21 protein-coding genes are annotated in these 24,081 nt (G+C 67.5%); 4 read left to right on the top strand and 17 right to left on the bottom strand.

What is annotated here, in order from left to right:
• Positions 1 to 88: 88 nt before the first annotated feature.
• From AC1Z3O_RS02735 to rfbB, 6 genes are all read right to left on the bottom strand, one after another.
• On the bottom strand, positions 89 to 1,534 hold the full coding sequence (locus tag AC1Z3O_RS02735) for a mannose-1-phosphate guanylyltransferase/mannose-6-phosphate isomerase (protein ID WP_483513324.1): 1,446 nt from the start codon (positions 1,532 to 1,534) through the stop codon (positions 89 to 91).
• Between the two features lie 94 nt (positions 1,535 to 1,628).
• A complete protein-coding gene (locus AC1Z3O_RS02730) occupies positions 1,629 to 2,765 on the bottom strand; it encodes a glycosyltransferase (protein ID WP_483513323.1) in 1,137 nt (378 codons plus the stop codon).
• 160 nt (positions 2,766 to 2,925) lie between these two features.
• Positions 2,926 to 3,786, bottom strand: coding sequence for a hypothetical protein (locus tag AC1Z3O_RS02725; protein ID WP_483513322.1), 861 nt, complete (start codon positions 3,784 to 3,786; stop codon positions 2,926 to 2,928).
• Between the two features lie 14 nt (positions 3,787 to 3,800).
• Entirely contained in the window at positions 3,801 to 4,895 is a 1,095-nt protein-coding gene (locus tag AC1Z3O_RS02720) for an MraY family glycosyltransferase (protein WP_483513321.1), read from the bottom strand.
• Positions 4,896 to 5,321: 426 nt separating this feature from the next.
• The gene (gene rfbD, locus AC1Z3O_RS02715; RefSeq protein ID WP_483513320.1) at positions 5,322 to 6,239 is read right to left on the bottom strand and encodes a dTDP-4-dehydrorhamnose reductase; all 918 of its coding nucleotides are present in this window, start codon (positions 6,237 to 6,239) and stop codon (positions 5,322 to 5,324) included.
• On the bottom strand, positions 6,229 to 7,293 hold the full coding sequence (rfbB, locus tag AC1Z3O_RS02710) for a dTDP-glucose 4,6-dehydratase (RefSeq protein ID WP_483513319.1): 1,065 nt from the start codon (positions 7,291 to 7,293) through the stop codon (positions 6,229 to 6,231). Before rfbB ends, rfbD begins: the two co-directional genes overlap by 11 nt.
• A gap of 232 nt (positions 7,294 to 7,525) precedes the next feature.
• On the opposite strand from rfbB, the gene AC1Z3O_RS02705 reads away from it, so the two are divergent.
• Entirely contained in the window at positions 7,526 to 8,374 is an 849-nt protein-coding gene (locus AC1Z3O_RS02705; RefSeq protein ID WP_483513318.1) for a symmetrical bis(5'-nucleosyl)-tetraphosphatase, read from the top strand.
• 51 nt (positions 8,375 to 8,425) lie between these two features.
• On the opposite strand, the gene AC1Z3O_RS02700 is transcribed toward AC1Z3O_RS02705, so the two are convergent.
• The 10 genes from AC1Z3O_RS02700 to hemC form a co-directional block, all read right to left on the bottom strand.
• Complete coding sequence (locus tag AC1Z3O_RS02700; protein ID WP_483513317.1) at positions 8,426 to 9,265, bottom strand: lysophospholipid acyltransferase family protein; 840 nt, start codon at positions 9,263 to 9,265, stop codon at positions 8,426 to 8,428.
• A 13-nt stretch (positions 9,266 to 9,278) separates the two neighbouring features.
• Entirely contained in the window at positions 9,279 to 10,553 is a 1,275-nt protein-coding gene (locus tag AC1Z3O_RS02695) for a dihydroorotase (protein WP_483513315.1), read from the bottom strand.
• 56 nt (positions 10,554 to 10,609) lie between these two features.
• Positions 10,610 to 11,581 (bottom strand): aspartate carbamoyltransferase catalytic subunit, encoded by a 972-nt coding sequence (locus tag AC1Z3O_RS02690; protein ID WP_483513314.1) that lies wholly within the window; start codon positions 11,579 to 11,581, stop codon positions 10,610 to 10,612.
• Between the two features lie 77 nt (positions 11,582 to 11,658).
• Complete coding sequence (gene pyrR / locus AC1Z3O_RS02685) at positions 11,659 to 12,192, bottom strand: bifunctional pyr operon transcriptional regulator/uracil phosphoribosyltransferase PyrR (RefSeq protein ID WP_483513313.1); 534 nt, start codon at positions 12,190 to 12,192, stop codon at positions 11,659 to 11,661.
• A 65-nt stretch (positions 12,193 to 12,257) separates the two neighbouring features.
• Positions 12,258 to 12,722: a Holliday junction resolvase RuvX gene (gene ruvX, locus AC1Z3O_RS02680; protein ID WP_483513312.1), complete on the bottom strand. Its 465-nt coding sequence runs from the start codon at positions 12,720 to 12,722 to the stop codon at positions 12,258 to 12,260.
• Positions 12,715 to 13,287, bottom strand: coding sequence for a YqgE/AlgH family protein (locus AC1Z3O_RS02675; protein ID WP_483513311.1), 573 nt, complete (start codon positions 13,285 to 13,287; stop codon positions 12,715 to 12,717). Before AC1Z3O_RS02675 ends, ruvX begins: the two co-directional genes overlap by 8 nt.
• Before the next feature lie 70 nt (positions 13,288 to 13,357).
• Complete coding sequence (locus AC1Z3O_RS02670) at positions 13,358 to 14,065, bottom strand: 16S rRNA pseudouridine(516) synthase (RefSeq protein ID WP_483517500.1); 708 nt, start codon at positions 14,063 to 14,065, stop codon at positions 13,358 to 13,360.
• 197 nt (positions 14,066 to 14,262) lie between these two features.
• Positions 14,263 to 15,453: a heme biosynthesis HemY N-terminal domain-containing protein gene (locus AC1Z3O_RS02665; protein ID WP_483513310.1), complete on the bottom strand. Its 1,191-nt coding sequence runs from the start codon at positions 15,451 to 15,453 to the stop codon at positions 14,263 to 14,265.
• 3 nt (positions 15,454 to 15,456) lie between these two features.
• On the bottom strand, positions 15,457 to 17,541 hold the full coding sequence (gene hemDX / locus AC1Z3O_RS02660; RefSeq protein WP_483513309.1) for a fused uroporphyrinogen-III synthase HemD/membrane protein HemX: 2,085 nt from the start codon (positions 17,539 to 17,541) through the stop codon (positions 15,457 to 15,459).
• A 10-nt stretch (positions 17,542 to 17,551) separates the two neighbouring features.
• Positions 17,552 to 18,556, bottom strand: a complete 1,005-nt coding sequence (hemC, locus tag AC1Z3O_RS02655) for a hydroxymethylbilane synthase (RefSeq protein ID WP_483513307.1) — start codon at positions 18,554 to 18,556, stop codon at positions 17,552 to 17,554.
• 79 nt (positions 18,557 to 18,635) lie between these two features.
• On the opposite strand from hemC, the gene ppc reads away from it, so the two are divergent.
• Positions 18,636 to 21,752 carry a phosphoenolpyruvate carboxylase gene (ppc, locus tag AC1Z3O_RS02650; RefSeq protein ID WP_483513305.1) on the top strand — a complete coding sequence of 1,039 codons (3,117 nt, stop codon included), beginning with the start codon at positions 18,636 to 18,638 and terminating at the stop codon, positions 21,750 to 21,752.
• A gap of 124 nt (positions 21,753 to 21,876) precedes the next feature.
• Here the strand turns inward: ppc and AC1Z3O_RS02645 are convergent, their stop codons facing one another.
• Positions 21,877 to 22,512 (bottom strand): ferritin-like domain-containing protein, encoded by a 636-nt coding sequence (locus tag AC1Z3O_RS02645; protein WP_483513304.1) that lies wholly within the window; start codon positions 22,510 to 22,512, stop codon positions 21,877 to 21,879.
• Between the two features lie 175 nt (positions 22,513 to 22,687).
• On the opposite strand from AC1Z3O_RS02645, the gene AC1Z3O_RS02640 reads away from it, so the two are divergent.
• Together AC1Z3O_RS02640 and AC1Z3O_RS02635 are read left to right on the top strand one after the other, a co-directional pair.
• Positions 22,688 to 23,335, top strand: coding sequence for an RNA polymerase sigma factor (locus AC1Z3O_RS02640; RefSeq protein WP_483513302.1), 648 nt, complete (start codon positions 22,688 to 22,690; stop codon positions 23,333 to 23,335).
• Complete coding sequence (locus tag AC1Z3O_RS02635) at positions 23,332 to 24,057, top strand: anti-sigma factor (protein ID WP_483513300.1); 726 nt, start codon at positions 23,332 to 23,334, stop codon at positions 24,055 to 24,057. The genes AC1Z3O_RS02640 and AC1Z3O_RS02635 overlap by 4 nt, the downstream gene beginning before the upstream one ends.
• Positions 24,058 to 24,081: the final 24 nt, after the last annotated feature.

Genomic DNA, 24,081 nt, shown 5'->3' with positions numbered 1-24,081 from the left:
GACATGGCATTCGATCGAAGCGGTCGGCCATGGTACGGCTGCCGCCTGGCGTCCGCCCGCCTGCCGGCTGGGTTTATCCATTGCAGCATCATTGGCGTCCGTAGCTGTCCTCGATTCGCACAATGTCATCCTCGCTGAGATAGCTGCCCGACTGGACCTCGATGATCTCCAGCGGGATGTTGCCCGGATTGGCCAGCCGATGGACTTCTCCCAGCGGGATGTAGGTCGACTGGTTCTCAGTGAGCAGGATCGTCTTGTCGCCGCAGGTGATCTCCGCCGTGCCCTTGACCACGATCCAGTGCTCCGCCCGGTGATAGTGCTTTTGCAGGCTCAGACTGGCCTTCGGCTTCACCTGGATGCGCTTGACCTTGAAGCGGTCGCTCTCATCGACGCTGTCATACCAGCCCCAGGGCCGGTGCACTTTGCGATGCAGGGTATGTTCCTTGCGCTGCTGCTGGTCGAGCGCGCTGACAATGCGCTTCACGTCCTGGCAGCGGGATTTGTCAGCTACCAGGACAGCATCCGGTGTTTCGACCACGACGAGATTTTCCACGCCGACAAGAGCGACCAGTCGGCTGGTGGCATGCACCAGGGTATCGCGACTTTCTGCAGTGATCACATCACCCATATGCGCATTGCCGGCCTCGTCCTTCGGCGATACGTTCCAGATCGCATCCCAAGCCCCCAGATCGCTCCAGCCCGCATTGAGCGGCACCATCCGGATGGGGAACGGACTTCCCGGGCAGCGCTCCATGACCGCGCAGTCGACCGAGTCCGCCGGTATCTCGGCAAACTCAGGGCCGCCTGGCCGCGTGAAATTCGCATCGTTGCTGCGCGCCTCCCAGGCCCTGCGCGATGCCTCGAGAATATCGGGACGGAAGTGCCCGAGCGCAGCGAGCCAAAGCGAGGCCCGAAGCACGAACATCCCGCTGTTCCAGTAGTACCCGCCCGCTTCCAGGTAGCGCATGGCGGTGGCGGCATCGGGCTTCTCGACGAATGCCTCGACATCGCTGACCGCAGCAGATGCGCTGGCTTCCATGCGGGTCTTGATGTAGCCGTAGCCCGTTTCCGGTGTCTGCGCCGGAATGCCGAGAATGACAATGGCACCAGCGGCGGCTTCATCGATCGCAACCCGCAAGGCGGCCACATAGGCCGCCTTGTCAGAGATGGACTGGTCCGAGGGCGTCACCACGAGAACCGGGTCTTCCCCCTTCTCCAGCGCTGCCAGCGCCGCAATCGTCAGTGCAGGCGCGGTACCCCGCCCCACGGGCTCCAGCAAGGCCGCACCCAGCGCCACACCTGTCTCGCGCAATTGCTCGAGGGCCAGGAAGCGGTGCTCTTCATTGCTGACGAGAAGCGGCGAGCCGACCGAGACCTGGGCCGTCCCCACGGCCGCGATCCTGTCTATGGCCTGCTGGAAGAGGCTTTCCTTTCCGGTCAGACACAGGAACTGCTTCGGGAAGCCTGCCCGCGAAAGGGGCCAGAGCCTAGTACCGGAACCACCGCAAAGAATAACTGGAGTAACCGAGATCATTGGTTTTTCCCTTGCCGCATAGCCGGCGACGGCATGCAAAAAATGCCTCGCACGACATGGCGGCCCGGATTGTCAATTTGGCGCAATTCGTTGACTACGCTGCGAGACGACCATAGGCCGCCATCATCCGCTTCACGGAAACCTCCTCCGTGAACTCGGTCATAAACCGCCGGCGTGCCCCTTCCGAAAGCTTGGCCCGCTCCGGCTCCGATTCGAGAATCCGGTTGCAGGCCTGAGCCAATGCATTGGCATCGCTCACTGGCACGTTGATGCCGCTGACGCCATGCTGATTGACCCATGGCACGCCGGAACCGGGAATATCCGTCGCGACGATCGGAAGCCCATAGGCCATCGCTTCGAGCAGCACCACGCCGAACGCTTCAGCCCGGGTGACAGAAGGCAGGCAGTACAGGGCAGCACGGGCGAACAACGCATGCAGGGCATCGTCGCTCAGACGGCCCGCGAGGACGACGCGAGCCGCCGCCCCCGCGCGGTGAATCGAAGCCTCGAGCGATTCCTTGAGCGGACCGCTGCCGACAATGACGACGACGGCATCGTCGCGCAGGTGCCTGGCGGCTTCGATCAGCACGTCAAAACCTTTGTAGGGAACGAGCCGCCCGACTGCAAGGATCAGTTTCTTGCCGGCCAGCTTGCTTTCCAGCTCCGGGGGAAGGTGCGATGAGCCATCGGTCGAAACAGCGCCCTCTCGCACGTCCGTCACGCCGATCGGCACGACTGAAACCTTATGCTTGAAACGGCTGAGGAACGGCGAGGCCTCAGCATAGACCTGCGACGTAGCCACGATGCAGTCCGCCCGCTTCAGCAAGGCGACCTCGAGCGGCATCATCAACTTGCCCAGGAAACCCTTGTTGATGACGTCGGCGTGCCAGTGCACCAGAAGACGCGGCTTCTTCCCGATCAGCAGGCAGCACAATGCGCCGAGCATATTGGGCACATGCAGGTGAATGACGTCGGCCTTGCGCGCCTCGTCGAGGCACACCTTCAGATACTTCAGACCCAGCGGCTGCGAGGCGACCAGCTTGCTGATCGGCAGCCTGATGATCCGGACGCCATCGACAACGCTGACATCGTCCGCCGCCGATTTCTTGAAGCAGACAACAGTCACGTCGTAACCCGCCTTTGCCGCACCTTGGGCAAGGCTGGATGTCACGCTTTCAATGCCACCGGCGTCTGGGGGATAGTACTTCCCAAAATGAACGATCTTCGGCATTACCCTTAAACTCCCAACAACTCTCCGCTCCCGTTCGCCCGGTGATTTCGTGAGCGTCTCTCACGAAAGGCAAAGACAGACGCGGAGACGGCTCAATCTCTTCCGACTTATCGCAAGCAAGGACCCCGACCCGCTGCGGGACCGGCTTCCAACACCGGCCCTATTTTCGCTTTTGCTGCCGAACCAGCAGCAACACCATGGCCAGGGCCAGGCCCGCGAGAATCCCCGCCCCGACAAATGCGGATCTGCGAGGGAAGACCGGACGCCTGCTTATGTCGGCCGCCCCCAGGAGAGCATGCGTGCCGAAGGTGCGGGTGGGATCCAGTTGCTCCTTGAGCGCACGCTCTCTACGCCCGAGCTGCAGCAGGGACAGTTCGTTCTGAGAGAGCATCTGGGACAACAATACGCTTTGCGAGAACTTCCCGGCCACATCGCCGCGGAACTGGTCCTGCGCAAGCTTCTGCAATTCAGTCCTGCGCCTTTCTTCGGTCACCAGCGAGTCTTCGATCGACGATTGCTCGGTCTTCAGCTTGTCGATCGTCGGCTTTGCGAGTACGTCATGTACTTGGGAGACTTCACTCTCGAATGCCTTGGCGAACTGGCCTGCCTGCTCCCTGCTATACCCATTCACCGAAACCATGAGCAGATCGGAATTGCGCATCTGCGCGACATTGGCAGACTTCAGTATCAGGTCGGTATCCGGGCTGACGTTCACATCGGAAGGGAGCCCAAGCCGCGACAGCACTGCCTCCTTGAACTGCCTGGAGACCATCCTGTCCACCGTGCGGCCGATCGGTTCCACGATCGTGGGAGCGCCGCCGTTGTCCCCTCCGATCTGGGCGACCTGCAGCAGAAGGGTTGCATTCCACTGGGCACGAACGAGGAACGTAGCGCCATATCCGGCAGCCCCGCCCAGTAGCGCGCCAGCTACCAGCCAGTACTTCGCTTTCCTCAGGAACTCCAGCGTCATCCGGCCCAGGTCTTCGTCCTGATCTTCACTGGCTGCAATAGACTTGTTCAAGGGCATGCTCGTCCTTATTTCCGAAATATCATCCAACGTGGGGCCTGAAAGCGGACGATGCGCCAATATATCCACACGTAAAAAATCATGAACACTGCCGAGAAAATCGCAAGGACGATCCCGTTGTTCCAGAACAGCGTCGCAGGAACGACGGCGAACAGGCTGAGCAGCCAGAGATAAGGCGAGGTCATGGAGTTACGCCGCAGCTTATGGCGATGATCCGCGCTTCCCACTGCCCAGCGCATCACCCTCTTATAGATCAGGGTATGCAGATGCACGCCGTCGGGATGGCCTGCCGGCACCCCTCTGACCACCTTCCGGCGATAGATACTGAAAAGCGTTTCGAAGATCGGGTAAATCACCATCAGGAACGGGTACCACGCGGAAATCTGCGGATGCCGCGCAATCAGAAGAATGGCCAGCTCTGCCAGCACGAATCCAATCAGATAGGCTCCGCCGTCACCGAGGAAAATCGAACCCGCCGGAAAGTTCCAGATGAAAAAACCGAATATGGCGCCGATCATCAGGAAGGCCACCGTGAGAACGAATGCGTCCCCGACCTGGAAAGCGACGTAGGCCAGCGACAGAAACATGATCATCGAGACCATCGAGGCCAGCCCGTTAAACCCGTCGATGATGTTGATCGCGTTCGCCAGCCCCGAAACCGCAAGCGCAGTGATGGCGATCGAAACAACAGTGATGGAGAGGAACTGGTCGATCAGCGCGACGTCCACCCGCATGATCCTGGCGTCGAGCAGCCAGGCCGCAGCCAATGCCGAAATCATGGTCGCGATCAGTCTCTCACGCGGCGACACCCGCTTCGTCAAGTCCTCCCAGAAGCCCGCGCCGAATGCGAATGTCGCACAGGCCGCCAGCAGGAGCATCGTGCCACCTGTCGTTGCGTCCGAGCGCGTCCAGGTGATGAGCGACACCACCGCGAGGCTCGTCGCGATGCCTAGCCCCCCAATGCGAGGAACCGGCTTCGCATGATGTTTTTGTACGCCCTGGAGATCCCAGTCCGCGGTAAGGTGCTCGTGGAAGCGCGAGTACCGCACCACCAGAAAGGTAATCAGCGATGAGACGAGAAATGCTAATGTGATAGTGATCATAGATGATGGTAACTACCGCCCCCTGCATTGGCGGGGTCAATCGTACATACTGCTGCCTGCTCGAACCGGACCAAGGGCCGCCAGCATGATCATCCCGTCATCGGCCAGATTGCATCGCTGGCAGGCACAAAGCCGCGACTGGCGATGCAAACGGTGACGCGCCGAACTCACCACCCATCCTACCGCACCATGCAGCCGACAAGTGGCCGGCGCGGACGGCAGCCCAAGGACGTTCCAGTGGGCTCGTGCATCGCGCTGGTCGGCCTGCATTACGGCAAAGCCGCATTCGATACGCCCTCTTTGAGATCCGACCGCTTGACGTTGCCTGTGCACCGCACAAGTCGTCGACGTGCCGCCGTTTCTCGAATCGATTCGTGCCTGCGACTGCCAGCGAAGATCCTGTCCCTTATACATGCTGCCAGTAGTTCAGGCGAGGATCTGGTCGAGCAAATAGTGGACGCCCTGCCGCCAATCCGGCAGATGAATGTCAAAGGTGGCGCGCAGCTTGCTGGTGTCCAGTCGCGAATTCGATGGCCGCGGTGCGGGCAATGGGTAGGCAGTCGCCGGAATCGCCTCGATTGCGGCGGGATTCACCCTCAGCGCGAGCCCCTTGCTTGCCGCGTATCCGAGGACCTCCGTGGCATAGCCATGCCAGGTGGTCTCGCCCGCGGCCGCGAGGTGGTAGGTGCCCGCCGGGAAGGCTGCACGGTCGCCGAACAACCAGTGCCGCGCGACGATCTGCGCCGTCACGTCCGCGATCAGCGATGCCGTGGTGGGCGCGCCGAACTGGTCAGCGATCACGCGCAGGCTGTCGCGCTCGCTGCCCAGCTTCAGCATGGTCTTGGCGAAGTTCCCGCCGTGGGCACCGGCCACCCAGCAGGTGCGCAGCACCAGCGCGGCCGCGCCCGAGGCGGCGACGGCCTGCTCGCCCGCGAGCTTGCTCTTGCCGTACACCGATTGCGGATCGACGGGATCGGTCTCGACGTAGGCGCCGTCCTTGCGGCCGTCGAACACGTAGTCGGTCGAGTAGTGCACCAGCAGGCTGCCGAGGGCCTTGGCCTCTTCGGCCAGTACGCCGACGGCGGTGCCATTGATGGCGAACGCCGTTTCGGCGTCGCTCTCAGCCTTGTCGACCGCGGTATAGGCAGCCGGATTGACGATCACGTCGGGCCGCAACTCGCGCACGACCTGGCGGATGTGATCCGGCCGAGTCAGGTCGCAGCCTGCCCGGTCGAGCGCGATCACCCGGCCCAGTGGGGCCAGGCTGCGCTGGAGTTCGAAGCCGACCTGTCCGTTACACCCGGTCACAAGAATGGTGGACACCTCAGCTGTCTTAGGCTGCATATTGCTTGGCCACCCAGTTCCGGTATTCACCGGACATCACATCCTTTACCCAGGCCTGGTTGTCCAGGTACCACTGCACCGTCTTGCGCAGCCCGCTCTCGAAGGTCTCGGCGGGCTTCCAGCCCAGTTCGCGCTCCAGCTTGCGGGCGTCGATCGCGTAGCGCCGATCATGGCCCGGACGGTCTTTGACGTAGGTGATCAGCGACCGGTAAGAGCCCTCTGCCTTGGGCTGGAGTTCGTCCAGCAGGTCGCACAGCGTATGCACGACGTCCAGGTTGGTCTTCTCGTTCCAGCCGCCGACGTTGTAGGTCTCGCCCAGGCGGCCGCGCGCCAGCACTTCGCGGATGGCTGCGCAGTGGTCGCCCACATAGAGCCAGTCACGCACGTTCAGGCCATCGCCGTAGACCGGCAACGGCTTGCCCGCCAGCGCGTTGGCGATCATCAGCGGAATCAGTTTCTCGGGGAAGTGGTACGGCCCGTAGTTGTTCGAGCAGTTGGTGGTCAGCACCGGCAGCCCGTAGGTATGGTGGTAGGCTCGCACCAGGTGGTCGGAGGCCGCCTTGGAAGCCGAATACGGGCTGTTGGGGGCGTACGGCGTGGATTCCGAGAACTGCGGGTCGGCGGGGCCGAGCGAGCCGAACACCTCGTCGGTGGACACGTGCAGGAAGCGGAAGGCCCCCTTGGCGTCCTTGTCGAGCGCGCCCCAGTAGGCGCGTGCCGCTTCCAGCAGCGTGAAGGTGCCGACGATATTGGTCTCGATAAACTCGGCCGGGCCATGGATGGAGCGATCCACATGGCTCTCTGCCGCGAAATGCACCACCGCGCGCGGGCGATAGGTAGCGAAAAGACGATCCAGCGCTGCGCGGTCGCAGATATCGGTCTGGGAGAAGACATGACGCGCGTCGCCCTCGAGCGAGGCCAGTGTCTTGCGATTGCCCGCGTAGGTCAGCTTGTCGATGTTGACGATGGCATCTGCGCTGTCGTCACGCAGCCAGCCGAGCACGAAGTTCGCACCGATGAACCCCGCCCCGCCCGTTACAAAAATATAGGACAACTCGTTTGCTCCATGCATATCGATATATTTCGAGGTCCCGGCAAATGCCGGGCATCCGCCATATTGCTATTTGTAGTTTGGCGGGAATCCGTAGCGCTTGGAAGTGGCGGTATTCTATCTGACCGGCAGTCCCGCTTGCGGGGACAGGATGATTTTTTGTAGCGTGATGTAACTGACCTTGCGCTTGTTGTTATCACATTCAAACAATAATTCACACTTCCTAACACACTTTATGCCTGACGCGCCTGAGTACGCCAGCCGCCCCTTCGCCATCGGCGACCTGCAGGGATGCCTCCCCTCCCTCGACCACCTTTTAGGCCGCCTGCCAGCCGCCGCGCCGCTGTGCTTCGTCGGCGACCTGGTCAATCGCGGCCCCGCATCACTGCAGACGCTGCGCACCGTCAAGGCCATGGGCGCGCGCGCGCGCGCCGTCCTGGGCAATCATGACATCCACCTGCTCGCCGTGGCCGCCGGCGTGCGCAAGAAGGGGAAATCGGACACGCTGGACGACATCCTGGGCGCCCCGGATTGCGACGAACTGCTCACTTGGCTGCGACACCTCCCTCTGGCACTGGCGGACGACGGTTTCCTGCTGGTCCACGCCGGCGTGCTGCCGCAGTGGTCGCCGGCACAGGTGCTGGACCTTGCCCGCGAGGTCGAGGCGCAGTTGCAGGGCCCCAACTGGCAAGACTTCCTGGCCGATGTCTTCGGCAATGCCGCCAACCGCTGGCACGACGCGCTGCGCGGCATCGAGCGGCACCGCGTGGTCGTCAACGCCCTGACGCGCCTGCGCTTCTGCAATGCCGAAGGCGTCATGGACCTGAAGACCAAGGAAGGGCTGGGCAAGGCGCCGGACGGATTCATGCCCTGGTTCGATGTGCCGGGCCGCCGCACCAGTGGCGTGACGGTCGTTTGCGGGCACTGGTCAACGCTCGGACTGGTGATGCGGCCGGACCTGCTGGCGCTCGACACTGGCTGCGTCTGGGGCGGCAAGCTGAGCGCGGTACGGCTGGCGGCGGAGCCCGCGGCGCGCGAACTGGTGCAAGTCGACTGCCCGCCCTATTGTGATCCGCTGGCCTGACACGAAAAACCCCGCACCTGCGGGGTTGGACGTTGGGAAGGCGGGCGCGTCTCAGCGTGCCGGTGCGGCCAGCGCTTCGGCGCCTGCTCCAGGCTCCTGCGGTGCGCCACCCGTGCCGCCGTTGACCCGCGCAGCCACGTCCTCTGCACGTTCGGGCGCCCCCTGGCACAGGTGCAGCACGACTTCACGCGCCGCCTCGCCCAGCTCGCGGCGGCTGGCGGACGTGGCATGCAGCGCGGGCGCGAAGGACAGGCGGGCGATGATGGGCGGGGACTTCAGGATGGCGTCCAGGCACTGCAGCAGGCTCAGGTCGCCGATATAGGCAGGCGCCATGGTCGGTTGCCGCGTGGCGGCGTCGAGATAGGCCAGCCCCAGCGGCTGCACCGGCAGGCCGCCCGAGATCGGCGCCTGCATCAGGTTGGCATGGAAAGGCAGCACGGAGCTGCCATCGCTGGTCGTTCCCTCCGGAAAGACACACACCAGATCGCCCTGTCGCATCACGTTGGTGATGTCGTGCAGCACCCGGTGGGCATCGCGCTTGCGCGCGCGCTCGATGAAGATGGTGCCGGTCTGCTTGCACAGCCAGCCGATCAGCGGCCAGTCGCGGATCTCCGACTTGGCGACAAAGCGCACCGGATGCCAGCAGTTGATCACGTAGATATCCAGCCAGGAGATATGGTTGGACACCACCATCGCGCCGTGGCCCTTGCCGGTGGCCGGCGGCTCGCCCTGCAGCTCCAGCGTGATGCCGCACAGGCGCAGCAGCCGCAGCGACCAGCGCCGGATATGGCTGTGCCGCGCGGCCTCGCCGAGCCAGGGAAAGAGCAGCGCGCAGGTCAGCGCGCCACGCATCAGATGGAGGACCAGCGCCAGCTTGCGCAGCCTGACCATGGCGGGCCGCCCGTCAGTGGACTTCGTGCACGACCTGTCCGCCGACCAGCGTCATGCGGACCTTGCCCTGCATTTCGTAGCCCAGCCACGGTGAATTCTTGCCCTGGCTCTTCAGCGAGCGGCGCTCCACCTTCCACGCCTGCTCCGGGTCGAACAGGCAGACATCGGCGGGGCTGCCTGCCGCCAGCGTGCCCGCAGGCAGGCCGACGGCGCGCGCCGGCTCGCTGGTGATGCGTGCCAGGGCCTGCACGAGCGGCACCTTCTGGTCGCGCGCCCAGCGCAGCGTCAGCGGCAGCAGCAACTCAAGCCCGGTGGCGCCCGGCGTGGCCTCGGCAAACGGCAGCAGCTTCTCGTCATCGTCCACCGGCGTGTGGTCCGAGCACAGCGCGTCGATGGTGCCGTCCGCCAGCGCGGCAACGATGGCGTCGCGGTCGCGTGCGCTGCGCAGCGGCGGCGTGAAGCGCATCTGCGAATTGAAGTAGCCGATATCCACGTCGGTCAGCGACACGTGGTGGATATTGACATCGCAGCTCACGCGCAGGCCTTCACGCTTGGCCTGGCGCACCAGCTCCAGCCCGGCAGCGGTGGACAGGCGGCACAGGTGCACGCGCGCGCCGGAGGCGCGCTGCAGCTCGAAGATGGTGTGCAGGCGCACCGTTTCGGCAAAGGCCGAGACGCCCGACAGGCCCAGGCGCGAGGCCACCGCGCCGCTGGCGGCGACGCCGCCGCCCAGGAAGGGGTCTTCCGGGCGCAGCCATACGGTGAAGCCGAAAGTCTGCGCGTACTGCAGCGCGCGCAGCAGCACCTGGGTGTTGTGGACCGGCGCCTCGGCCTGACTGAAGCCGACGCAGCCTGCCTGGGTGAGCTGCGACATCTCGGTCAGCACTTCGCCCTTGAGCCCTACAGTCAACGCGCCGAGCGGGTAGACGTGGGTCTGGTTCAGCGTGCGGGCGCGGAACTTGAGCATTTCGACCAGGCCGGGCTCGTCGAGCACGGGGTCGGTGTCCGGCGGGCACACCAGGCTGGTGACGCCGCCTGCGGCGGCGGCGGCCACTTCGGATTCCAGCGTCGCCTTGTATTCGTAGCCGGGTTCGCGCAGCCGCGCGGACAGGTCGACCAGGCCGGGGCAGACGATCAGGCCGGTGGCATCGATGGTCTTGTTGGCCTGGAAATCGGCCGGGGCATCGCCGACGCCGACGATCTTGCCGGCCGCGATGTACAGGTCCTGCTGGGCGTCGATCTTGCCGGCCGGGTCGATCAGGCGGCCACCCTTGATGTGAATCTTCATATCGCGTCGCTTGCTGTGTTCGCTGTGTTCGCTTGTGCGCCTGGTCGGGCGCGGCCTCAGTCGTTGTTGCCCGCCACGATGCCCATCACCGCCATGCGCACGGCGATGCCGAAGGTGACCTGGTTCAGGATCACCGACTGCGGGCCGTCGGCCACGGCGGAGTCGATCTCCACGCCGCGGTTCATCGGGCCCGGGTGCATCACGATGGCATCCGGCTTGGCCAGTGCCAGGCGTTCCGGCGTCAGGCCGTAGGCCTTGAAGTACTCCTGCGCGGACGGCAGCAGCGCGCCGCTCATGCGCTCGTTCTGCAGGCGCAGCATGATGACCACGTCCACGCCCTTGAGGCCTTCCTCCATGTCGTGGAAGACGCGCACGCCCATCTGCTCCAGTCCGGAGGGCAGCAGCGTGCGCGGACCGATCGCGCGCAGTTCCGGCACACCCAGCGTGGTCAGCGCGTGGATGTCGGAGCGTGCCACGCGCGAGTGCAGGATGTCGCCCACGATCGCCACCGTCAGCCCGGTGAAGTCCTTCTTGAAATGGCGGATGGTGTACATGTCGAGCAGCCCCTGGGTGGGGTGCGCATGGCGGCCGTCGCCGGCGTTGATCACGTGCACGTGGGGCGCGACGTGCTCGGCGATCAGGTAGGGCGCGCCGGAACTGGCGTGGCGCACCACAAACATGTCGGCCGACATCGCCGACAAGTTGTTGATGGTGTCGAGCAGGGATTCGCCCTTGCTGGTCGACGAAGCGTTGATGTTCAGGTTCAGCACGTCCGCCGACAGGCGCTTGGCGGCGATCTCGAAGGTGGTGCGGGTACGCGTGGAGTTCTCGAAGAACAGGTTGAACACGCTCTTGCCGCGCAGCAGCGGCACCTTCTTGACCTCGCGGTCGGAATCGGAAAGCGAGACGAACTGGGTGGCGGTGTCGAGGATGTGGGTAACCATCTCGCGCGACAGTCCCTCGATCGACAAGAGGTGCTTCAGTTCACCGTTCTTGGTCAGCTGTGGGTTGCGGAACATCTTGGTCATGGCGGATCGGACCTGGGCAGAAATCGGGTCGGGTTCTTCTTCGGCGCGCCGGCGAATGCGGGCCGGGCGCCGGGACATCAGCTGGCGACGGCCTCGTTGGCAAAGGCGAAGCGCATCGCGGCGCCCTCGCCTTCGCGGGACAGCACCAGCGTGCGCTCGCGCGGCAGTTCCAGCCGCAGGGCGACGAGGTCGGCCGCGATCGGCAGTTCGCGGCCGCCGCGGTCGACCAGCGCGGCCAGGACGACGCGCGCCGGCCTGCCGTAGTCGAACAGTTCGTTGACGGCAGCGCGGATGGTGCGCCCGGTCGCCAGCACGTCGTCGATCAGCAGCACGTTGCGCTCCTCCACCTCGAACGGCAGCGTGGTGGGCTGGGCCTGGCTGTGCAGGCCCTTCTTGGCGTAGTCGTCACGATGAAAGGCGACATTGACGACGCCGTGGCCTGCGAGCCCCAGATCGGCGGCGAGGCGCTCGGCGATCCACGCGCCGCCGGAGTGGATGCCGGCTACCGACCACTGCGCGCGCGCTTCGGCAGCGGCCGGCAGCAAGGCCTGGACCTGGTCGCGCAGCGAACTGTAGAGCGCTTCGGCGTCGGGTGAGGGGTTCTTGGTCATGGCGGGAACGGTTTCGGAATTCGGGTCGGGTGCGGAATCGGAGCCTGCGCCTGGCCGGCTGGCGCTCAGCCTGCCTCCCGGTCGGGCGGCATGTCGGGCCGTTCCAGCCCTTCGGGCTGGTCGAAATACTGCTGCAGGATGATGCGGGCCGCCTCTGCATCGAGCGCGCCGGGGCGCGCCCCGGCCATCTGCGCCAGCCGCGAGGTGTAGCGTTCGTCCACCCAGGTGACCGGCAGGCCGAAGCGGCCATGCAACTGGTTGCCGAAGCGGCGCGCCAGCCGCATCGATGCCTGCTCGCCCCCCTCGGGGTTGAGCGGCATGCCCACCACCAGCTGCACCGGCGACCACTCCGCGATCAGTGCGGCGACGGCCGCAAAGCGGCCGTCCACGGTCAGGTTGGGCAGGATGGTCAAGGCGCGCGCCCCGCGCGTCACGAAATTCCCGAGTGCGACGCCGATCTTGCGCTCGCCATAGTCGAAGGCCAGCACGGTGCCGTCGCGGGGCCGGGTCAAGCCCGGCTGATCAAGCATGCCCGGCCTCGCCCGAGAGCATGCTCATATCGATGCCCAGCAGGCGGATGGCGGCGGCAAAGCGTTCCTCGGGGGGAACGCTGAAGATGATTTCGGGGTCGGACTGGACAGTCAGCCAGCCGTTGCGGGACAGCTCTTCCTCCAACTGGCCGGCGCCCCAGCCGGAATACCCCAGCGTCAGCATGAAACGGCTCGGGCCTTCGCCATTGGCGACGGCCTCGAGAACGTCTTTGGAAGTGGTCATTTCCAGGCCGCCTGGGACGGTCAGCGAGGAAACATAGCGGCCGACGGGGTCATGCAGCACGAAACCACGCTCGGTCTGCACCGGGCCGCCGAAATAGACCGGCTGGTGCGCCACCGGCTGGATCTCCAGCTTGAGGTCGATCTTGTCGAACAGCGTGGCCATGTCGATGTCGATGGGCCGGTTGATCACCAGGCCCAGCGCGCCACGCTCATTGTGCTCGCACAAATAGACGACGGCACCCGCAAAGGTCGGATCTGCCATGCCGGGCATGGCAATGAGGAACTGATTGGTCAGATTGATCGGGGCTTCGGGCTTCGCCATGCCTCGTATTTTATCAAATCGCCGCGCTTGTTCCGCAAAACTTTGGCGTCGGCCCCGCAGGGCGCCGGCGTCAGTCCTTCCGGGTGAGCAGCGTCAGCTCCTCGGGGGCGAGCCAGCGCCAGCCGCCCGGCGCCAGGGCCGGGTCCAGCGTCAGGCCGCCGATCGCGCTGCGGTGCAGCGCGGTGACGTGATTGCCGGCGGCCACCACCATGCGCTTGACCTGGTGGTACTTACCCTGCACCAGGGTCAGGCGCAGGCTGTGTTCGCCGGTGCCCATGCAATCGGCCGCCGCCAGCGGCGCGGGCTCGTCATCGAGCTGCACGCCGGTGCGCAGCGCCTCGATCTGCGCCAGCGTGACCGGCTCCGCCGTCGTCACCTCGTAGACCTTGGGCACCTTGCGCTTGGGCGAGGTCTGGGCATGGATGAACTGACCGTCGTCGGACAGCAACAGCAGGCCCGTGGTGTCCTGGTCCAGGCGGCCGACGGCCTGCACCCCGCGCTGGCGCAGCGGCACCGGCAGCAGCGTATAGACGCTGGGGTAATGCAGCGGGCGCTGCGAGCACTCATAGCCGGTGGGCTTGTTCAGCATCAGGTAGGCCTTGACGTGGCAGGTCCAGGCCTCCCCGTCCACGACCAGCTGCAGCCCTTCCGGTTCGAACTTCGTCCGCGGATCCTCGCACAGTTCGCCCTCCACCTCGACCAGGCCGGCGCCGACCAGGTCGCCGCAATAGCGGCGCGTGCCGAAGCCTTGGGATTGGAGAATACGGTCGAGTGTCATCATGTTGTAGTGCGGAAGCCCGCGGCTTCCCGATTGCTTGCCCGGCGCGCGGCGGCGCCAACGGCATTGGATTAGGGTAGGTGATCGGCCCGGCCGCCAACGACTGGCCTATACTGCTGGCCGGCCACGGAACGGACGCCGCCAGGCAGCGATCCGGGCCGCGCAGGCGAGCCGGGCAGCGAACGATGCCGGCCGGATCAGGCCGCCAGCATCGCGCTTTCGCGGTAGTGGCGCTGGGCGTCCTCCGGCCGCTCGGTTTCCTCGAACAGCCGGGCCAGCGCCAGGTGGGAACGCACGCGCAGGCGGCGCTGCTGCTCGGCGTCGGCGTACTTCAACGCCCGCTCGAAATTCGATTGCGCCTTGCCCCAAAGCTTCTCGCCCAGGCACAAGCCGCCGAGGGTGTAGTACAGATCGGCGTCGGCCGGATGCTGAACCAGCCATTTCTCCGCCTGCTGGATCAACGGCAACGCCTGGCCGGGCACGGCGCAATCGGCGTAGCGCTGCACCAGGCGGGCATCCCAGTTGGCCTTGAGCGCATCTTCGACGATCTTGCGCGCCTCGTCCTGCTTGCCCAGCGCGGCGAAGTAGCGCGCGGCGGGCTCGGCGATGCGCACCGCGCGCCGCTCTTCGGCCGAGAGCGAGCGCCAGAATTCCTGCAGCGCCACGGCATCGTGTCGGCGCTCCTCCAGCATCGCCTCGCAGGCCATCTGCTTCAGGCGCAGCGCCAGCACCGGGTGCAGGGCATTGCGCTTCTCCAGCGAGCGCGCCAGCCGCAGCACCTCGGCCCAGTTCTTCAGATGCTGGTGCGCGCGCAGCGCGATGCGCTGCACGTGGATCTGGCGCGCGCCCTGCGCCTGCAGCTGGGCGATGGTCTCGAGCGCGCCCTCGGCGTCGCGCGCATCCACCAGCAGCTCCGCCATCGATACCAGCTTGGCCTGCTCGCGGTCGGGATCGGTGACCTGCTCCATCCACTTGTCGCGCCGTTCCGCTTCCTGCATGCGGTGGGCGGCGCGCGCGCCGATCAGCGCGGCGGTCTGCGCCTGCTCCGGCCAGGCCTGGGCATCGCGCGCGGCGCGCTCGGCGCGGGCGAAGCGGCCGGCGAACAGGTTCTCGATCGACTCGCGCAGCGCGGCCTGCGCGCGGCCCATGCGGTTCTTCTCACGATAGGCGGCCGCGCGGCGTGGCATCTCCGCCAGGTGGCGCACCGCCGAGAACAGGGTCCACAGCACGACGAAGGTCAGCAGCAGCAGCGCCAGCGTCAGGTTCAGCGACAGCTCGACCCGGTATGGCGGGTAGAACAGCACCACATTGCTTTGGTTGAACTGCGTGAACAGCGCCAGCCCCACCGCGCCGCCGAACAGCAGCGCCACCCAGAACAAAAGCCGCATGCGCTACTCCTTCTTGAGCGCGCGCAGCGCGCCGAGGCTTTCGGCCATGGTCGGAAGCTGCACGGTGACCGCGCCGGCCTGTGCCTGCTTGAGCAAGGTCAGCACGCCCTGCACACGCCGGGCACGCACGTCGAAATAGTGCGAGATCATCGACTGCGCCGCCGCCAGGTCATTGCGGAAGACCGGCTCGTTGCGCGACAGCAGCGCCAGCCGCGCATTGAGCAGGCGCAGCTTGACGTTCTCGCGCAGGAACCAGCCCTGATCTCCCGACAGCAGCAGCGCCTGGGCATCGTCCACGCGGCGCACGCGCACCACGCTGGCGAGTTCGTCCCGCAGGTCGTCCCACAGGCTGCCGAACCAGCCGGCGATGGCATGGCCGGCCTGCAGCGCCGGGCTGCCGGGGGCTGCAGGCTTCTCGTCCTTCGCGGCCTTGCGGGCAGCCTTGCGCGCGTCGGCCTCGCTGCGCTCGAGCATGCGCTCGCCGGATAGCAGGGGCAGCGTGTCGATCTGGTTGATGGCCTCGTCGAGCTTGATCGCGGCACCGGTCAGGTCGGTATCGGGCACGGCCTTCATGCGCGCGACATCGCGCGCGATCGCGCGCCGCAGCAGGTTGTACTGCGGCTTGTCGGTGCGCGCCAGGCGCGCGTCCGCGCTCTGCAGCGCGGCCAGGGCCACCTGGACGTTGCCGGTGAGCTGCAGTTGCTGGCCGGCATTGGTCAGCAGCTGCTGGATCTCGGCGATCTCCCAGTCGTCGCGGTTGCGCATCAGGTCCTGGTAGACCTGCTCGAGCGCGGCCTGCTTGTCGCGCGCCTCGGCCACCTGGCCGTCCAGCGCGCCCACCTTCGCCTGCAGTTCCTTGACCGTGTCCTGGGCATTGCGCGACAGCACGCGCGACTCCTGCACCAGGGCGTCATTGCTCTGCTGGCGCCGGGCCAGTTCCTGGGTCAGGTGGTCGACGCGCTGCTGCAGCCACCAGAAGCCGCCGCCGATGGCCAGCACCAGGGCCACGAGCAGGAGCCACCAGGGACTGGCGCGGCGGGGACCGGCGGCCGGCGTGCCAGCGTGCGGTGCCGCGGCGGGACCGGGAGCAGTGGAGGACGGGTTGTCTTGCGTCACGCGTTCGACCTTGATGGATGTGGCTGGCGGCGGCGGGACTGCCGCCGCCGGCGCGGGCTGCGGCGGGCCAGCGTAGGATTCGGCCCACTGCCGGCACGCAGCCAGCAGACCTTCATCGCCCGGCGCGGCGCGCAGCAGGCGCGTGAAGCCGAGCGCGGCCGCCTGTTCGGCAATTCTCGCATGCGGCGCGATGCACTGCACCTGGCGCAGGCAGGCAAGCTCCTGCGCGGACAGGTGCTGGCGGCCCAAGGCATCGAGGTTGCGCACCGCTTCGGAACTGGTCAGCAACCAGGCCTGCGGCGCGGCCCCCGGACGCAAGCGGTCGCGCACGGCCTGCCACAGCATGGCACTGGGCTCGGGCAGCGAGCGGCGATAGGCCTCGACCGCCCGCACTTCGGCGCCGGCCTCGCGCAGGCGGTCCGCCAGCCAGTCACGCCCGCCGTTGCCGCGCACCAGCAGGACCTCGCGGCCGGAGAGCGCGGCCAGATCGAGATGGGCGCCCAGTTGCGCCCACAGGGCCTCGGAGTCGAAGCGCGGGCCATCGCCACCATTCTCGCCGCCGTTCTCACCACCGTTCTCGCCGGTGCCCTCGTCATGGCGCTCCCCTGCGTTGGCCCCGGCCGGCGCGATCACCCGCTCGCGCGGCGCACCGATACCGCGCCGCGCCAGCGCTGTCACACTGGCCGGCCCGACCACGGCAATGCGAACGGCGGCCGGCCACTGCGGCACGACGGCCGCCTGGACCTCAGCCAGCGCGTCCAGCGCATGGCTGATGGCATTGGGACTGACGAAGACGACCAGCGCGAAATCAGCGAGCCGCGCCAGCGCGGCGCGCAGCGGCCCTTCGTCGGCGGCCGGCCCGATGGCCAGCAGCGGGAAGCCGAGCACGTCCAGGCCGGCGGCCTGCAAGGCCTCGGTCAGATGCCGGGACTGCCCGGCGGGTCGTGTCACAACGACGGTCGGGCGAGGCATGCGGTGAACCTCAGGTGGGAGTATCGGGGGTGGTCAGGTCGGCCACCGCAGCCAGGATCTTGCTGGCGCCCTGAGCCAGCAGTTCGCCGGCGACATCGGCACCGAGCCGCTCGGCCGCCTCGAGGCTGTCCGCCTGGCGCACCGCCGCGGCACGCAGGCAGCGCGAACCATCGGGCAGGGCGACGAAGGCGTCGAGCCGCAGTTGCGCGCCATCCCAGCGCGCGTGGGCGGCCAGCGGCACCTGGCAGGAGCCCCCCAGCGCGCGCGAGACCGCGCGCTCGGCGGCCACCGCCAGTGCGGTCGGCCGGTCATTGAGCGGCGCCAGCCAAGCGGCCAGCTCAGGCCGGTCGGCGCGGATCTCGATGCCGAGAGCGCCCTGCCCTGCCGCCGGCAGCGAATCCTCGGGCGCCAGCAGCGCGCGGATGCGCGCTCCCAGGCCCAGCCGCTTCAGGCCGGCAGCGGCGAGGATGATGGCGCCGTAGTCGCCGCGGTCGAGCTTGCCCAGGCGCGTGTCAAGGTTGCCGCGCAGCGGCTTGATGAGCAGATGCGGGTAGCGCGCGCGCAGCGCCGCCTCGCGGCGCAGGCTGGAGGTGCCGACCACGGTGCCCGCCGGCATCTCGGCGAGCGAGTCGAACTGGCTGCTGACCAGGGCGTCGCGCGGATCCTCGCGTGTCATCACGGCGGCCAGCGCGAATCCTTGCGGCAGCTCCATGGGCACGTCCTTGAGCGAATGCACCGCCAGGTCGGCCCGGCCCTCGGCCATCGCCACCTCCAGTTCCTTCACGAAGAGACCCTTGCCCCCGACTTTGGACAAAGTCCGGTCTAGAATCTGATCTCCGCGGGTGGTCATGCCCAGAATGGACACATCGCACGCAGGGTAGTATTGTTGCAACGCAGCACGCACATGTTCGGCCTGCCACATTGCCAGACGGCTTTCGCGGGAGGCAATGACGAGCTTGCGCGGTACAGCAGTAGCGGTATCGGAGGAAGACGGCGGGGTGGCGGATGCTTGCATGCGCCAATGGTAGCACGCACCCTTGACGCCGCCCCCCGGCGCCGACCGGACCGATCATATAAGACCGAGAGGAGATTGCATGACGCAGCCCGCTGCGCGCCCCGACGGCCGAGGCACCGCCCCGGCCGCCAGTAGCCACGACCCCATTTCCGGCCAAGCTGCCGGATCGCAGGAACCCTCCCCCTCCCGCCGCACCGCCGCAAAGGCCACCAAGACCGCCAAGGCCGCCAAACCCGCCAAGGCTGCCAAGACCGTGTCGGCCGGCAAAGCCACGAGTGCAGCAAAAACCACTCGACGTACTGCCAGCGCAAGCAAGCCCAACGGCGCCGCCGATGGCGCCCTGGTGGCGACCGGCGCTGCCACGCCGCGCCGCGCCGCCGACAAGGACCTGCCGCTGCGCGAGGACATCCGCTTCCTCGGCCGCCTGCTCGGCGAGAGCTTGCGCGAGCAGGAGGGCGAGGCCGCCTTCGACGTGGTCGAAACCATCCGCCAGACCGCGGTGCGCTTTCGCCGCGAGAATGACCGTGCCGCGGGCGCCGAGCTCGACCGGCTGCTCAAGCGGCTGTCGCGCGACCAGACCAATTCGGTGGTGCGCGCCTTCAGTTACTTCTCGCACCTGGCCAATATCGCCGAGGACCAGCACCACAACCGCCGCCGCCGCGTGCACGCGCTGGCGGGCTCGCCGCCCCAGCCGGGCAGCCTGGAACGCGCGCTGGCCGACATCGACGCCGCCGGCGTGACCGGCAAGGCGCTGCGCAAGTTCTTCGACGAGGCGCTGATCGTGCCGGTGCTGACCGCGCACCCGACCGAAGTGCAGCGCAAGAGCATCCTGGACGCCGAGCGCGAGATCGCCCGCCTGTTGGCCGAGCGCGACCTGCCGATGACCGCCCGCGAGCGCGAGCAGAACACCGCGCGCCTGCGCGCCTGCGTGACCACGCTGTGGCAGACCCGCATGCTGCGCAATACGCGGCTGATGGTGGTGGATGAGATCGAGAACGCGCTGTCCTACTATCGCACCACCTTCCTGCACGGCATCCCCCAGTTGATCAGCGAGCTGGAAGACGACATCGCCAAGGTCTTCCCGGCCGCGCGCAAGGGACAGGGCGCCGGCGCCGACAAGTCCCGGCGGCTGCCGCCCTTCTTCCAGATGGGTTCGTGGATCGGGGGCGACCGCGACGGCAACCCGAACGTCACCGCGGAGACGCTCGAGTACGCGGCCCGCAAGCAGGCCCTGCTGATCCTGGAGTGGTACCTGGACGAAGTGCATGCGCTGGGCGCCGAGCTGTCGATGTCGAGCCTGATGGTGGATGCCAGCCCCGAACTGCTGGCCCTGGCCGAGGCCTCGCCCGACCGCTCCGAGCATCGCGCCGACGAGCCCTATCGCCGCGCGCTGATCGGCATCTACGCGCGCCTGGCGGCCACCTGCGAGGCGCTCACCGGCCAGGCAGCGCCGCGCCATCCGGTGGCCGACGCCGCGCCCTACGCCGATGCCGAGGCCCTGGCCGCCGACGTGCAGGTGGTGATCGACTCCCTGCGCGCCCACCACGGCGAGGCGCTGGCGCGCACGCGCATCGATGCGCTGGCGCGCGCCATCGGCGTGTTCGGCTTCCACCTGGCCTCGATCGACATGCGCCAGGTTTCCGACGTGCACGAGGCCGTGATCGCCGAATTGTTCGCGGCTGCCGGCGTGGAGGCCGACTACGCTGCCCTGCCCGAGGCGCGCAAGCTGGAACTGCTGCTGGCCGAACTGCGCCAGCCGCGCCTGCTGACCCTGCCCTGGCACCAGTATTCGGAGCAGACGCGCACCGAGCTGGCCATCTTCGCCAAGGCGCGCGAGCTGCGCGCCCGCTACGGCAAGCGCGTGGCGCGCAACTACATCATCTCGCATACCGAGACGCTGTCCGACCTGATCGAGGTGATGCTGCTGCAGAAGGAGACCGGCCTGCTGGTCGGCACCCTGGGCGACCGCCGCGACCCGGCGCGCATGGAGCTGATGGTGATCCCGCTGTTCGAGACCATCGAAGACTTGCGCAACGCCGCCGGCATCATGCAGTCGCTGCTGGACCTGCCCGGCTTCGCCTCGGTGCTGGCCCACCACGGCGGCGAGCAGGAGGTGATGCTCGGCTACTCCGACTCCAACAAGGACGGCGGCTTCCTGACCTCGAACTGGGAGCTGTACAAGGCCGAGCTGGCCCTGGTCAAGCTGTTCGAGTCGCGCAAGGTCAGGCTGCGGCTGTTCCACGGCCGCGGCGGCACCGTCGGCCGCGGCGGCGGCCCGACCTACCAGGCCATCCTGTCGCAGCCGCCGGGCACGGTCAACGGCCAGATCCGCCTGACCGAGCAGGGCGAGATCATCAACAGCAAGTTCGCCAACGCCGAGATCGGCCGGCGCAACCTGGAGACGGTGATCGCGGCCACGCTGGAAGCCTCGCTGCTGCCGACGCAGAACGCGCCCAAGGACCTGGCCGCGTTCGAGGCGGTGATGCAGCAGCTGTCCGACCACGCCTTCACCGCCTACCGCGACCTGGTCTACGAGACGCCGGGTTTCAAGGACTACTTCTTCGCCACCACGCCGATCACCGAGATCGCTGACCTGAACCTGGGCTCGCGGCCGGCTTCGCGCAAGCTGATGGACAAGAAGCACCGCCGCATCGAGGACCTGCGCGCGATTCCCTGGGGCTTCTCCTGGGGCCAGTGCCGGCTGCTGCTGCCGGGCTGGTACGGCTTCGGCAGCGCGGTCAAGGCCATGCTCGACGGCTGCACCGACGAGCGCGCGCGCAAGGCCGCGCTCGCCACGCTGCGCCGCATGGTCAAGGCCTGGCCCTTCTTCTCCACGCTGCTGTCCAATATGGACATGGTGCTGGCCAAGACGGACCTGGCGGTGGCCTCGCGCTACGCCCAGCTGTGCGAGGACGCGGCGCTGCGCAAAGCGGTGTTCGCCCGCATCAGCGCCGAGTGGCACCTGACCAGCGAGATGCTGACGCTGATCACCGGCCGCCAGGAGCGGCTGGCGGAGAACCCGCTGCTGGCGCGTTCGATCAAGAACCGCTTCGCCTACCTCGACCCGCTCAACCACCTGCAGGTCGAACTGCTCAAGCGCTACCGCTCGGGCAAGGACGAGGACGACATCCGCGTCCGCCGCGGCATCCACCTGACCATCAACGGCGTCGCGGCCGGCCTGCGCAACACAGGCTGACCCCGCCCCTGCACCGGTCCGCCTGCCCTCCCCCCGGCAAGGGCAGGCGGACCGGCGCGTGCCGCCGCGCCACGCGGCCAGGACCGGCATCCCTCGCCGGTCCCTGCTCAAGCCATCCGCACCCTCACCCCACGAACGCCCCTGGCACCGGATCCTCGCCCAGCACGGACAGCAGGACCGCCCAGTGCATGGCCTCGTCGCCCAGGATGCTGCCGGCGGCCTTGGTCAGCTCGCGGTTGTGGAAGTTGGGCAGCACGCCCAGGTAGGCAGCGGTGGCGCCCTTCTCCAGGCCGGCGGCGAAGCGCAGCACGTCGGCCTGCGTCTTCAGCTGTGCGGTCGGGAAGTCATACTCGGCCATCTTCTTGGCCATGACCGGGCTGCCGCCCAGCTTCGACACGGTGCCGGCGAGCACCTGGGCATGTGCCTTGTGGTGGGTCTGGAACTTCACCGCGGTGTCCAGCACGGGCTTTTGCAGCAACCCGCTTTCGGCACCCACCTGATAGGCGGCGATCGCCTGGTACTCCAGCCCGAGCGCGGTATTGAGGATGGCGATATCGTCCTTGGTGCTGCCCGAGTGGGTCTGCGCCCAGGCCGGCATCGACTCGCCCAGGCTGGCCACCGCCAGCGAGCCCAGCGCGAACAGGCCGGGCACCTTGAGCAAGCCGCGCCGGCGTGCGTCCGGCAGTACGGCGATCCGCCCGCCGTCGCTGTCCGGCGCTTGCTTGCCGCCCTGCGGCAATATCGACTGCATGCGTTCCATGACGATCTCCTGAAGGAATCTGAACAAAGAGAAAGATGCAAAAGACGCCGCCACTTGGGCGCCTGTTCCTTGTACGCGCGCGGCGCCCGATTGGATGCGATCGGATGCCGGCAGATGCCGCCGCCGCGCAGGCGCCTGCCTATAATCCGAAGACCCACACCTCCCCGGACGCGCCGTGTCTGCCTCTGCCGATGACGCCCATGCCGCCGCTCCGGCCCCGGCCCCAACCCACCAGGCCGCCCCGGGCTATGCGCCGCCGGCGCAGGCGGAGCACCTGGCCGGCCTGCTGGAGGACGTAGCCCGCGGCGACCGCCGCGCCCTGCGGCAGCTCTACGATGCCTGCATAACGAAACTGTTCGGCCTCGCGCTGCGTATCACCGGCAGGCGCGACTGGGCGGAGGATGTCATGCAGGAGAGTTTCGTCAGCATCTGGCACCACGCCCGTGACTACCGGCCCGAGCTGGCCGCTCCCATGACCTGGATGACCACCGTGGTGCGCAATCGCGCGCTGGACTGCCTGCGCCGGCATGCGCCCGAGCGCGGCGGCCGCACCGTGGCACTCGACGACGATCTCGGGGAATGGCTGGCCGACGAAGCGGGCGGACCGGATGCACGCACGCTGGCCAGCGAGCAGGCGCAGGCGCTGGCCCGCTGCCTCGCCCGGCTCGACCCGGACCAGCGCCAGGCGATCGCGCTGGCCTACCTGAAAGACCTCAGCCACACGGAACTGGCCGAGCGGCTGCGCGTTCCGCTCGGCACGGTCAAGTCCTGGGTGCGGCGCGGCCTGGAGCGCCTGCGCGCCTGCCTGGAGCCGCTGGCATGAAGCTCGACCGCGATCCCGAACTGCTCGACCGCCTGGCGGCCCAGTACGCCCTGGGCGTGCTGCGTGGCCGGGCGCGCAGCCGGCTCGAACAGCTCGCCCGCACCGAACCGGCCATCCAGGCGGCCGTCGGGCACTGGCAGGCCAGGCTGGCGGGCATCGCGGAGCTGCAGCCGCCCGCCACGCCGGTGGACAAGGTCTGGTGCGGCATCGAAGACCGGCTCGGCTGGAAAGCGCCCGCTCCGTCGCGCTGGCAGCGCTTCTGGCGCGCGCGGCTTGCCGCGCCTGCCTTCTGGCGCGGCACCGCGGCCGCCCTGGCGCTGGTCGCGGCGCTGGCGATCGGCCTGGATCTGTGGCTGGCGCGCCAGCTGGCGACGGCGCCGCCGGCCGCCAGCGCCATCGCCGTGCTGCACGATGCACAGGCGCAAGCGGCCATGCTGGTCACCTTGGACGCCCGCGCCGGCGAGCTCACGGTGCGTCGCCTGGATCACCTCGCGCTCAATCCGACGCAAGCGCTGCAGCTGTGGGCCTTGCCCGCCGGGGGCAAGCCGCAGTCGCTGGGTGTACTCGGCCAGCGCCGCGAAGCCCGGCTCGCGCTGCCGCCGGCGCTGGGCCGGCCGCCCGCCCTCGCAGTCAGCATCGAACCGCCGACGGGCTCGCCCGATCCGGCCGGCCCGAGCGGCCCCGTGGTATTCCAGGGGCAGGTGATCGACAACACGCTCTGAAACGCCGCGCTCGCCGGCGCCGCC

Source organism: Cupriavidus sp. 09_S30, from assembly GCF_056930435.1.
The sequence above is the reverse complement of the archived record's forward strand: the minus strand, read 5'-3'. Positions and strand labels throughout refer to the sequence as shown.